Source organism: Rhodanobacter ginsenosidimutans, from assembly GCF_042655685.1.
Classification (GTDB): domain Bacteria; phylum Pseudomonadota; class Gammaproteobacteria; order Xanthomonadales; family Rhodanobacteraceae; genus Rhodanobacter; species Rhodanobacter ginsenosidimutans.
On sequence record NZ_JBHSMM010000003.1, the window covers coordinates 220534 to 232020 of the forward strand.

The 11487-nt window shown below is 66.2% G+C and carries 12 protein-coding genes; 8 read left to right on the plus strand and 4 right to left on the minus strand.

Annotated features, from left to right (window positions below; genetic code table 11):
* Positions 1-2: 2 nt before the first annotated feature.
* Together ACFPK0_RS13590 and ACFPK0_RS13595 are read right to left on the minus strand one after the other, a co-directional pair.
* The gene (locus tag ACFPK0_RS13590) at positions 3-431 is read right to left on the minus strand and encodes an RcnB family protein (protein WP_056085106.1); all 429 of its coding nucleotides are present in this window, start codon (positions 429-431) and stop codon (positions 3-5) included.
* Between the two features lie 139 nt (positions 432-570).
* Entirely contained in the window at positions 571-1848 is a 1278-nt protein-coding gene (locus ACFPK0_RS13595) for a 6-phosphofructokinase (protein ID WP_056085108.1), read from the minus strand.
* 205 nt (positions 1849-2053) lie between these two features.
* Between ACFPK0_RS13595 and ACFPK0_RS13600 the strand changes: the two genes are divergently transcribed.
* The 7 genes from ACFPK0_RS13600 to ACFPK0_RS13630 all read left to right on the plus strand — a co-directional run bounded on the left by ACFPK0_RS13600 (position 2054) and on the right by ACFPK0_RS13630 (position 8692).
* Positions 2054-2638 (plus strand): adenylate kinase, encoded by a 585-nt coding sequence (locus ACFPK0_RS13600; protein ID WP_056085110.1) that lies wholly within the window; start codon positions 2054-2056, stop codon positions 2636-2638.
* A 42-nt stretch (positions 2639-2680) separates the two neighbouring features.
* Complete coding sequence (gene mpl, locus ACFPK0_RS13605) at positions 2681-4129, plus strand: UDP-N-acetylmuramate:L-alanyl-gamma-D-glutamyl-meso-diaminopimelate ligase (protein WP_377341475.1); 1449 nt, start codon at positions 2681-2683, stop codon at positions 4127-4129.
* Positions 4130-4197: 68 nt separating this feature from the next.
* A complete protein-coding gene (locus tag ACFPK0_RS13610) occupies positions 4198-4800 on the plus strand; it encodes an LON peptidase substrate-binding domain-containing protein (RefSeq protein WP_377341477.1) in 603 nt (200 codons plus the stop codon).
* Positions 4801-5036: 236 nt separating this feature from the next.
* A complete protein-coding gene (locus ACFPK0_RS13615; protein ID WP_377341479.1) occupies positions 5037-6368 on the plus strand; it encodes a sigma-54 interaction domain-containing protein in 1332 nt (443 codons plus the stop codon).
* Between the two features lie 174 nt (positions 6369-6542).
* Positions 6543-7775, plus strand: coding sequence for an acetylornithine/succinylornithine family transaminase (locus ACFPK0_RS13620; RefSeq protein ID WP_377341481.1), 1233 nt, complete (start codon positions 6543-6545; stop codon positions 7773-7775).
* The gene (locus ACFPK0_RS13625) at positions 7775-8203 is read left to right on the plus strand and encodes an HIT family protein (RefSeq protein ID WP_056085119.1); all 429 of its coding nucleotides are present in this window, start codon (positions 7775-7777) and stop codon (positions 8201-8203) included. The genes ACFPK0_RS13620 and ACFPK0_RS13625 overlap by 1 nt, the downstream gene beginning before the upstream one ends.
* A 69-nt stretch (positions 8204-8272) precedes the next feature.
* A complete protein-coding gene (locus tag ACFPK0_RS13630; RefSeq protein ID WP_056085121.1) occupies positions 8273-8692 on the plus strand; it encodes a VOC family protein in 420 nt (139 codons plus the stop codon).
* 23 nt (positions 8693-8715) lie between these two features.
* Here the strand turns inward: ACFPK0_RS13630 and hemL are convergent, their stop codons facing one another.
* On the minus strand, positions 8716-9999 hold the full coding sequence (gene hemL, locus ACFPK0_RS13635; RefSeq protein WP_056085123.1) for a glutamate-1-semialdehyde 2,1-aminomutase: 1284 nt from the start codon (positions 9997-9999) through the stop codon (positions 8716-8718).
* A gap of 242 nt (positions 10000-10241) precedes the next feature.
* Between hemL and ACFPK0_RS13640 the strand changes: the two genes are divergently transcribed.
* Positions 10242-10439 carry a rubredoxin gene (locus ACFPK0_RS13640; protein WP_040670504.1) on the plus strand — a complete coding sequence of 66 codons (198 nt, stop codon included), beginning with the start codon at positions 10242-10244 and terminating at the stop codon, positions 10437-10439.
* A 217-nt stretch (positions 10440-10656) separates the two neighbouring features.
* Here the strand turns inward: ACFPK0_RS13640 and ACFPK0_RS13645 are convergent, their stop codons facing one another.
* Positions 10657-11109 carry a DUF192 domain-containing protein gene (locus ACFPK0_RS13645; RefSeq protein ID WP_056085125.1) on the minus strand — a complete coding sequence of 151 codons (453 nt, stop codon included), beginning with the start codon at positions 11107-11109 and terminating at the stop codon, positions 10657-10659.
* Positions 11110-11487 lie beyond the last annotated feature (378 nt).

Consider the following 11487-nt stretch of genomic DNA (forward strand, 5'->3'; position numbering starts at 1 on the left):
GATCAGTGCAACGCCACGTCCAGAATGATGCCGGTGGCGATGGCGACCAGCAGGTAGTCGCTGTTGTCGGCCCTCACCCAGTGATAGCCGCGCGGCGGCGGGCGCAGGCGGTAGTGGCGGTAATCGCGCACTACGTAGACCGGCCCACCATAGCGATGGCCGCGCTGCCAGCGATGGCGGTAGTGCGGACGGTCGTAGCCATAGCGGCGGTGATCCTCGTGGATGACCACGCGCGTGCGGTTGTAGCGGCGGTCGTCGTGGCGGCGGACATCATGGCGGTCGTGGCCGCCGCGTCGCCCGTCGTAGCGATGGTCGTTGCGCTCATGATGCTGACCGCGCCGGTCATGGTCACGAGGGCCGTGTTGGGCCAGCGCCAGGTTGCCGGTAGCCAGCAAGGCCACGGCAATAAGCAAACGACTGACAAGTTTCATGGCGTTCTCCCTCGGTAAGCGCTCGACGCACGATGGCTGTCGCAGCGGATGGGTGAATCGTAGAAACGCTTAGCTGAACCCTGCGCGTGCGGAGGTTTGGCTTTTCAGCCGGCACTCAGCAAGCGGTCGATCACCGGTCTCAGGGCTTGAACGCCGGTAGCCGGGTGGTCACTGCCGTGTTTTTCAGCCGCACGTAGTTGGGCAGGCCGTTCTTGCCATAGGGCAACGGCGCCTCGCCGCGGATCAACGGCGACAGATAACGGCGCGCAGCGGCGGTGATGCCGAAGCCGTCGCGGGTGATGAAGCTTTTCGGCATCTTCTTTTCGCGGTTGGCGATCTTGGCCAGCGGTGCCGGTTCGATCTTCCAGCGGTACGGCGCGTCGGCGCTGCGCACGATCACCGGCATCACCGCGTTCATGCCGGCCAATGCGTAGTCGACTGCGGCGCGGCCCACGGCGAAAGCCTGGTCGGCGTCCACCTTCGAGGCCGCATGCCGCGCCGAGCGCTGCAGGTAATCGGGTACCGCCCAGTGATACTTGTAACCCAGCTTCTCCTTCACCAGCGCCGCCAGTACCGGTGCCACGCCACCCAGCTGCGCGTGGCCGAACGCGTCGCGCGTGCCCGCTTCGGCCAGAAACTGCCCGGCCGCGTTGCGCACGCCCTCGGACGCCACCACCGTGCACCAGCCCACGCGTTCCACCGTGGCCTTCACCCGCGCCAGGAACGCCGCCTCGTCGAACGCGTTCTCGGGAAACAGGATGACGTGCGGCGCCGCGTCTGCGTCTTCGCCGGCCAGCCCGGCGGCCGCCGCGATCCAGCCGGCGTGGCGGCCCATCACTTCCAGGATGAACACCTTGGTCGAGGTTTCCGCCATCGAGGCCACGTCCAGGCTGGCTTCCAGGGTGGAGATGGCGGTGTATTTGGCCACCGAACCGAAGCCGGGGCAGCAGTCGGTCACCACCAGATCGTTGTCCACCGTCTTGGGCACGCCGATGCAGCGGATGTCGTAGCCCAAGGTCTTGCCGATCTGCGACAGCTTCAGCGCGGTATCGGCCGAGTCGTTGCCGCCGTTGTAGAGAAACCAGCGGATGTCGTGGGCGCGGAACACCTCGATCAGCCGCTCGTATTCGGCGCGGTTGTCCTCCAGCGATTTCAGCTTGTAGCGGCACGAACCGAACGCGCCCCCCGGCGTATGGCGCAGGGCGGCAATCGCACTGGCGGTTTCCTTTGTGGTGTCGATCAGGTCCTCGCGCAGCGCACCCAGAATGCCGTTGCGCGCGGCGTAGACCTTGACGCCCTTGGCCCGCGCCGCCTCGATGACGCCGGCGGCAGTGGCGTTGATGACGGCGGTGACGCCGCCGGACTGGGCATACAACAGGTTTCCGGTGGTGGCGGAGGAACGACGGGCGGGGCTCATGGCTGTCCTCGGAAAACGGCAAAAGCGGAGTGTCGCCGGGCAACTCCAACGCGGCAATCGGCGCGGGCCGCCAGCGCCCGGCGGCGTAACGCGGCAGCATGCACGGTTTGACGGAAACGGGTGCAGACGTTAATTTGACGGTTGGTTTTCGGGATACGTTCGGGCGGCGGCAGTGTGCAGCGGCCCGTCGAACTTGTGGAGCATTATGCGACTCGTCCTACTTGGTGCGCCCGGCTCGGGCAAAGGTACACAAGCCGCCCGGTTGAAGACGGATCTTGCCGTGCCGCATATCTCGACCGGTGACATGCTGCGCGCGGCCGTGGCCGCCGGCACGCCGATGGGGCTGAAGGCCAAGGCGGTGATGGACGCCGGCCAGCTGGTTTCCGACGACATCCTGCTGGGCATGCTGGAAGACCGCCTGTCCCAGGCCGATGCGAAGTCCGGTTTCATCCTGGATGGTTACCCGCGCAATCTGGCCCAGGCCGATGCGCTGGATCAGCTGCTGGCCAAGATCGGCCAGCCGCTGGATGCGGTGATCAAGCTGGAAGTGCCCAACGAAGCCATCATTCGTCGCTGCGAAATCCGTTTCGCTGCCGAAGGCCGCGCCGACGACAACCCCGATACCGTGCGTCGCCGGCTGGGCATCTTTGCCGAGCAGACCGCGCCGGTCGCCGATTTCTACGCCCGCCGCGGCAAGCTGCAGGTGGTCGATGGCGTGGGTGAGCTGGACGAAGTCACCGCGCGCATCAAGCAGGCACTGCAACGCGACCCGGCAGTAGCCAACGGCTGAGTTTTTCCCTTCCCGCCGGGAAGGGTTTTCAGGAAGCCCGGCATGCGTCTGCATATTCTCGGTATCTGCGGCACCTTCATGGGCGGTGTCGCCGCCTTGGCGCGCGAGCTCGGCCTCACGGTCGAGGGTTCCGACGCCAACGTCTACCCGCCGATGAGCGACCAGCTCGAGGCCCTCGGCATCGAGTTGATGCGCGGGTACGACGCGAAACATCTGCAGTCGGCGCCTGATCTGGTGGTGGTCGGCAACGCGATGAGCCGCGGCAACCCGGCGGTGGAATACATGCTCGACCAGCGGCTGCGCTACGTCTCGGGGCCGCAATGGCTGGGCGAGACGGTGCTGGCCGGGCGCGACGTGCTGGCGGTGGCCGGCACGCATGGCAAGACCACCACCACGAGCCTGCTGGCGCATCTGCTGGAAAGCGCGGGGATGGCGCCCGGTTTCCTGGTGGGCGGGGTGCCGGGGAATTTCGGGGTGTCGGCGAGGTTGGGCGGAAAGCAGCCTTGTGGCGCCCAGAGTCCCCCTTCCGGCGCTGCGCGCCTCCTTCCCCCGCGAGCGGGGGACGTTAGAGTGGAGCCGTCTTCGACGGCGCCATTTGTCATTGAAGCGGACGAGTACGACACCGCGTTCTTCGACAAGCGCAGCAAGTTCGTGCATTACCGGCCGCGCATCGCGATCCTCAACAACCTGGAATACGACCACGCGGACATCTTTCCCGACGTGGGCGCCATCCAGCGCCAGTTCCATCATCTCGTGCGCACGGTGCCCGGCAACGGCCGGCTGATCGTCAACGCCATGGACGAGCGCCTGGCCGAGGTGCTGGCGATGGGCTGCTGGACGCCGGTGGAAACGTTTGGCATCGGCTGCGGCGACTGGCAGGCCAGCCTGATCGAGGCCGACGGCTCGGCGTTTGCCGTGCATCGAAACGGCGAATTGATCGGTGAAATCCACTGGCCCTTGCTGGGCAACCACAGCGTGATGAACGCGCTGGCCGCATTGGCTGCCGCCACGGCGGCGGGCGCCGATCCGCGTGCGTTGCTGCCGGCCTTTGCCGGTTTTCACAGCGTGAAACGGCGGATGGAACTGGTCGGTGAAGTGGGTGGCGTATGCGTCTACGACGATTTCGCCCACCATCCCACCGCCATCGCCACCACGCTGGCGGGGTTGCGCGCCAAGGTGGGTGCGGCGCGCATCCTGGTGGCGTTGGAGCCGCGTTCCAATTCCATGCGCCAGGGCGCGCACGCCGCCGCGCTGGCGCCGTCGCTGGCCGATGCCGACGCGGTGGTTTTCCTGCAGCGCCCCGACCTGCCGTGGAATGCGGCCGAGGTCACCGACGCGCTGAAGGGGCGCGGCGCCACCGCGCCCAGCGTCGACGCGTTGCTCGCCGATCTGCAGGCACTGGCGCGGCCCGGCGACCAGGTGGTGTTCATGTCCAATGGCGGCTTCGACAACGCGCCGCACCGCTTTGTCGAGCGGCTGGCGAAACAGTAACTTCCGTCCGCGTTTCGGCGTGCGCCGTGGCTTGCGTTCACGCGACGGCTTGTGACTAACTCGAACACATGGCCGGCCCCGTCTCTTTCCCCGATGTGCCGTTGTTTCCGCTGCGCACCGTGCTGTTTCCCGGTGGGCAGCTGGCCTTGCGCATTTTCGAGCCGCGCTACCTGGACATGGTGCGCGAATGTGCACGGCAGGACAGCGGTTTCGGCATCTGCCTGATCCTGCAGGGGCGCGAGACAGGCACGCCGGCGATCCCCGCCGCGGTGGGCACGATCGCCCGCATCACCGATTTCCATACCGGCGGCGACGGCTTGCTGACGATCGTGGTCGAGGGTGGTGCGCGTTTCCGCGTCGACCGCACCCGCGCGCGCTCAGACGGCCTGCTGCGTGGCAGCGTGGCGATGTGGCCGCCCGAACCGCCGCAGGAGGTCCCGGTGGAATTCGCGCTGCTGCAGAGCATCGCCGAGCGACTGGTGGAAACGATGACGCCGCAGTCCCGCCACGCGCCGCGTTCGATGTACGACGACGCCGGCTGGGTCGGGTTTCGCCTTGCCGAGCTGCTGCCGCTGGACGTGGAGGAGCAACAGCACATGCTGGAGCTGACCGACCCCTTGCAGCGGCTCGCCGAGCTGCGCGACGTGCTGCCCCGGTTCCAGAAATCCTAGGCCGCGTAGGCCGATTGGGGCAGGCCGTAAGGCCAATGCCCAACTGGCTGAAAGCACACTGATTCTTCACGCCACGACGGCGCATCATTAGCGCTCGGTGTGGTGCGTTCTGAATGGCCGGATGGCGTGCAGGGCACATCACGGATGCGACAGGGACATGGAGCAGCTGCGGAAGGGGGCCGGGTTGCCTGAACCGAGGTTTCTGGTGCACGCCAGGACCTGGGCGGGAGAGGCAAATGGTCAATGGCAGCCGGGGTTGTGTGGTGTGGTTCGGCCACCCCGCCGAACATGAGCGCGACATCCTGATCCGGGCCGGCTGGCAGATTCGCCGGGTCGGCACCGCGGTTGGCGTGGATACGGGGGCACACCAGGGTGACGGTGTGGTCGCGCTGGCCGACATGCGCCACTGCGACGCGCCGGCACTGGCATCGATGGATCGACTGATGGCCGAGCACAGCGGCATCCCCTGGATCGTGTTGCGCGCACCGGAAACCCCCGCGCGGGAGCCGTCGGTGAAACGCGTGCTGGAAAGCGGTCGCGAGATCCTGATGGCGCCGATCGACATGCCGCAGTTGCTGGATGCGTTGCGGCGGGCGGGGGACGCGTCGCGGCAGGACGTCACCGGCGGCGATCACCTGGCGGAGATGGTTGGCCGCAGCCCTGCGATGGCCGCCACGGTGGCCAGCGTGCACAAGTTTGCGCCCGTTGAACTGCCCGTATTGATCACCGGCGAGACGGGCACGGGCAAGGAAGTGGCCGCCGCCGCGCTGCATCGCATGTCAGCCCGGCGGACGGGGCCGTTCGTGCCGATCAACTGCGGCGCGATGGCGCCCAACCTGGTGCAGTCGGAGTTGTTCGGCCATGAGCGCGGCGCGTTCACCGGCGCCAACACGCGGCGCATCGGGCACATCGAGAGCGCCGCCGGCGGCACCGTGTTCCTGGACGAGGTGGGCGATCTCCCGCTGGAAGCGCAAACCAACCTGCTGCGTTTCCTGCAGGAAGGCTCGCTGGAGCGCGTGGGCAGCAGCCAGCCGATCAGTATCGACGTGCGCGTGCTGGCCGCCACCCATGTCGACCTGGAAAAGGCGGTGGCGCAAGGCAGCTTCCGCGAGGATCTGTACTACCGCCTCAATGTTTTGCGCCTGCACATGCCGCCGCTGCGCGAACGTGGTGGCGATGTCGAACTGCTGGCGCAGCATTTTCTGGATCACTTCCGCGAGCAGCACTGCAGCTATGCGCGTGGCTTCAGCAGTGCCGCGCGACGTGCGATGCGCGGCTACTCCTGGCCCGGCAACGTGCGCGAATTGCTGAACCGGGTGCAGCGCGCCGCCGTCGTGGCGGAGGATGCGCTGATCGGTCCGGCGGACCTGGACTTGCGCACCAACGTCGGCATGATCCATCGCAGTCTTGGCCTGGCACGCGTGGCGGCCGAGCGCGACGCCATCGTCACCTGCCTGCGCGAAAGCCAGTTCAACATCAGCGAATGCGCGCGCCGGCTGAGCATCTCCCGGGTCACCGTCTATCGGTTGTGCAAGAAGCACCAGCTGCAACTGGAGGACATGCGCTGATCCGCGGGTCGCGAGCGGGTGTGCGGGGCGCTAGGGGTGACCTTGCGGGCCACCGCTTCAGGTTCCGGCGCCGTACGTGGATAATTGGCGGGAAGCCACCCGCTTGCGGGTGGACTGACACCATCCCCTTCCGATTCCACGAGGCTTCGCCGATGGCGAAGTCTGGAGCCACTCATGCAATCGCCCAGCCCCAACACGGCATCCCTGATCGACCTCGCCCATTACTGGTTGCCGCTGTATCGACCGCGCGCCATGGTGCTCGACTACGGCAGGGGTTCGCGTCTGTGGGATACCGACGGCAACGATTACGTGGATTTCGGCGCCGGTATCGCGGTGAATTCGCTGGGACACCAGGACCCGGACCTGCTGGCCGCGCTGACCGCGCAGGCGCACAAGCTGTGGCACACCAGCAACGTGTTCTATACCGAGCCGCCGTTGCGTTTGGCGGAGGAACTGGTGGCGGCTGCGGATTTCGCCGAACGCGTATATCTGTGCAACTCCGGCACGGAAGCGAACGAGGCTGCGATCAAGCTGGTGCGCAAGTGGGCGGCCGCGCAAGGCAGGCCACCGGAGCGGCGGGTGATCGTTACCTTCCGCGGCTCCTTCCATGGCCGCACGCTGGGCGCTGTCACCGCCACTGCGCAGCCGAAATACCAGCAGGGTTACGAGCCGTTGCCGGAGGGTTTCCGCTACCTCGATTTCAACGACGCGTCGGCGCTGGAAGCGGCGTTCGCCGCCAATGACATCGCCGCGGTGATGGTCGAGCCGGTGCAGGGCGAGGGCGGTGTCATGCCTGCCGCGCCGGGCTTTCTGAAGCGGGTGCGCGAATTGTGCGATGCGCACGACGCCTTGCTGGTGCTGGATGAAATCCAGTGCGGCATGGGTCGCACCGGCACCTTGTTTGCCCATCCGCAGGACGGCGTGACACCCGACATCGTCACCCTGGCCAAGGCGCTGGGTTGCGGCTTCCCGATCGGCGCGATGCTGGCCGGGCCCAAGGTGGCCGAGGTCATGCAATACGGTGCACACGGCACCACCTTCGGCGGCAATCCCATGGCGGCCGCGGTGGCGCGCGTGGCGTTGCGCAAACTGGCGTCACCGGTGCTGCTGGAGAATGTAGAGAAGCAGGGTGCGGCGCTGCGGGCAGGCCTGGCCGCCATCGGCGAGGAAAGCGGCCTGTTCGCTAGCATCCGTGGCCGCGGACTGATGCTGGGTGCAGTCCTGGCTGACGCCTACAAGGGCCGCGCCGGCGACATCCTGGAATGCGCGGCGAAACATGGTGTGCTGCTGCTGCAGGCCGGGCCGGATGTGCTACGGCTGGTGCCGCCGCTGAACATCGGCGGCGCCGACGTGGTCGAAGGGCTGTCGCGCCTGCGCCTGGCCGTGCAGGAGCTGACGTCCGCCTGATGGATGACGCCTGCCCGTTCTGCGCGATCGTCAGTGGCGTGGCGCCGGCCAACGTGATCCTGGATGACGGCAAGGTGCTGGCCTTCATGGATTGGCGCCAGGCGGTACCGGGCCACGTGCTGGTGATACCACACCGGCATGTGCCCGATATCTACACACTGGCCGACGACGAGGCCGCGGCGTTGATGCAGGCGACCGTGCGGGTGGCCCGCGCGTTGCGTGCCGCGTACGATCCGCCGGGCCTGAACCTGTGGCAGTCGAACGGCGAAGCAGGCGGGCAGGAGGTCTTCCATTTCCACCTGCACGTGCACCCGCGCCGGGTCGACGACGGCCTGCTGCGCGTGTATCCCGATGCCGTCCCGCCGCGGAGCGGCGCCGATCAGCTCGCCGCCATCGCGCGCACGCTCAAGGCGCGACTCGAGCATTGATCGACACCTGCACCGGCCGCTCACCGGCCGCGTTGCATCATGGTTTTTTCATCACCCTACGGAGCTGCGATGAAATATCTGCACAGCATGGTTCGCGTACGCGACCTCGACGCCTCCCTGCGCTTCTATTGCGAAGGGCTGGGCCTGCGCGAAGTGCGCCGCATGGAAGTGCCCGCTGGGCGCTACACGCTGGTATTCCTGTCGGCGGCTGAAAGCCCGGACGCGGAAGTGGAGCTGACCTACAACTGGGACGCCGACGAGGATTACGGCTCAGCGCGCAATTTCGGCCATCTGGCGTTTCGCGTCGACGACATCTACGCCACCTGCGAACGCCTGCAGTCGATGGGTTACACCATCGGCCGTCCACCCCGTGACGGCCACATGGCCTTCGTGCGCTCGCCCGACCTCATCTCGATCGAGTTGCTGCAGGACGGGCATCTGGAGCCGCGCGAACCATGGGCGTCGATGCCGAACACGGGCGTCTGGTGACGCCCGTGCGGTGCGCGTCTTCGTCAGCCGCGCGCCTGGCGTAGCGCGCCGCGCGCGGCTTCCAGCGTATCGGCGATGTCCTGGTCGCTGTGCGCGCTGGACATGAAGCCGGCTTCGAACGCCGAAGGCGCCAGATACACGCCGCGCTCCAGCATGCCGTGGAAGAAACGGTTGAACAGGCCGCTGTCCGCCGCCGTCGCCTGCGCGTAGCTCTCGACCTTTTCCGCGCTGAAGAACAAGCCGAACATGCCGCCGACACGATTCGTGCTGAACGGCACGCCTTCGCCATCAGCCACGGATTGGAAGCCGTCGGTAAGTAACCGGGTGCGTGCGGCGAGTTGTTCGTGGAAACCCGGTGCCTGGATCAGCTCCAGCATCGCCAGGCCGGCGGCCATCGCCACCGGGTTGCCGCTCAAGGTGCCCGCCTGGTAGATCGGGCCGCTGGGGGCGATCTGTTCCATCAGGTCGCGCCGGCCACCGTACGCACCCACCGGCATGCCGCCACCGATGATCTTGCCGAACGTGGTGAGATCGGGCGTGACGCCGTAATGCGCCTGCGCGCCGCCCAGCGCCACGCGGAATCCTGTCATCACCTCGTCGAAAATCAGCACTGCGCCGTGGTTCGTGCACAGCTCGCGCAGCGCGGCGAGGTAGCCGTCTTTCGGCGGGATGCAATTCATGTTGCCGGCGACCGGCTCGATGATCAGCGCGGCGACGTCGGCGCCGTGCTCGGCGAACAATACCCGTGCCGCATCGATATCGTTGAACGGCAAGGTCAGCGTGAGATCGGCATTCGCGCGGGGCACGCCGGGCGAGGTGGGCACGCCGAAGGTGAGCGCGCCCGAGCCGGCCTTCACCAGAAAACTGTCGCCGTGGCCGTGATAGCAGCCTTCGAACTTCACGATCTTGCTGCGGCCGGTGGCACCGCGCGCCAGCCGGATCGCCGACATCGTGGCCTCGGTGCCGGAGTTGACCATGCGCACCATGTCGATCGAGGGAATCAACCGGGTGATCGTCTCGGCCATCGTCACTTCGGCGGCGCAGGGCGTGCCGAACGACAGGCCATCCTTTACCGCGCGTTCCACCGCTTCGCGCACGGCCGGGTGGTTGTGGCCCACGATCATCGGGCCCCAGGAACCGACGTAGTCGATGTAGCGCCGTCCCTCGACATCCCACAGATAGGCGCCGTCAGCCCTTGCGGTGAAAAACGGCTCGCCGCCCACCGACTTGAACGCGCGCACCGGCGAATTCACGCCGCCGGGCATCAAACGTTGGGCACGCTGGAACAGCTCTTGGTTGGTGGTCATGTGGAATTCCGGAAAAGTGGGAGAAGGGCGATGCGCAGGGGGCGCTACATGCCGCCGGAGCGGCCATCAGGCCGACCATTCTCCGTTGTGCAGCGATCCATCGCCAGCCGCCGTGCCATCGACGTGACGTTTTGACACGCAACATGGGCGATCCCATGGATGCAATCGCGCGCAGCGCGCTTTCGCATCGTGGGGCGAGTTGCGAGAATGGCGAATCCAGTCACGATCGAAGAATTCCTATCATGAGTGCCAGTTCCAACCAGGCCACGGCCTTGCGTAAATGGATGTGCGTTGTTTGCGGCTATATCTACGACGAAGCGGAAGGCGTGCCGGAAGAGGGAATCGCACCCGGAACGCGTTGGGAAGACGTGCCGGATACCTGGACCTGTCCCGACTGCGGCACCACCAAGGATGACTTCGAGATGATCGAGCTGGACTGAAGTCCGCGTTCTGCCAGCAATCGGCCCGATCCGGACAGCAAAACCGCCGGGCCGCCTGCTCTGATGTTCCTCAAGTACGCGCCGCGTACGACTTTGCCGGGAGCATCCCCATGCAACAGTTCATACCGTTCGAAGATGAATGGGACATGCTGGAAACACTGCGGCCGGAGGATCTGATCCCCTACCGCGTCGGGCTGCTGGACTCACGCCCTTCAGATCAACGCACGGGGCCGATCTCGCCCTCGATCTTCAGTTCATCACCAGGCTGCACCCCGATCCGCCGCGCCGTTCCACCCGAAAGCTCAAGCACGTAACGCGCCGGGCCCTCGCTGGGGTAGACCGGGCAGGGATCCGCCCGGCACGGCGGTACGTTCAACTGCATCGACACCAGCTGTCGCGTGGCATCGAAATAGAGCATGTCCAGCGGGATGAGCGTGTTCTTCATCCAGAACGCCTGCGGCTCCGTACGCGGGAACACGAACAGCATGCCGTGATCGGCCGGAAGCGACTGCCGCATCATCAGTCCCCGTTGCCGCTGCGCGTTGTCGGTGGCCAGCTCCACCGAAAAACGTTGTCCGTGCAACACCACCGTGACGGGCGCGTGCGTGGGAGACGCCGCGCTGGCGCAACCGGCAAGCAGGACAAATACCGCTAAAAACCATGTTTTCATCACTTCGCTCGCGCAGGCAGAGCAGGAAGTCTAGCGGTGCACCCCAGTGCTGCCGAGCGACGATTCAGAAAAAAAGTTCACCGGCCCCTTCACAGATGTACGGCGCGGCGCTATGATTCACGCCCCTTCGACGAGACGCCCTCCGCGAAGGCCTTCCGCAACACAAATCACCTCGAAAGATTTTGTTTCAAGGGTGTTGACGGTAAGGAAAAGCGATGTAGAATGGGCGGCTCACCTAGGGCGAAACGTCCTGGGGCGGTACCGGGAAAACCGGTGCCAAGCGAACGATCTTTGACAGTGTGCGCAGGTGAATTGTGTGGACGTCTTGTGTTGAATGGGTCACGACCTGTCCAAGCAATGCAAGCGTCCCACCAAGAA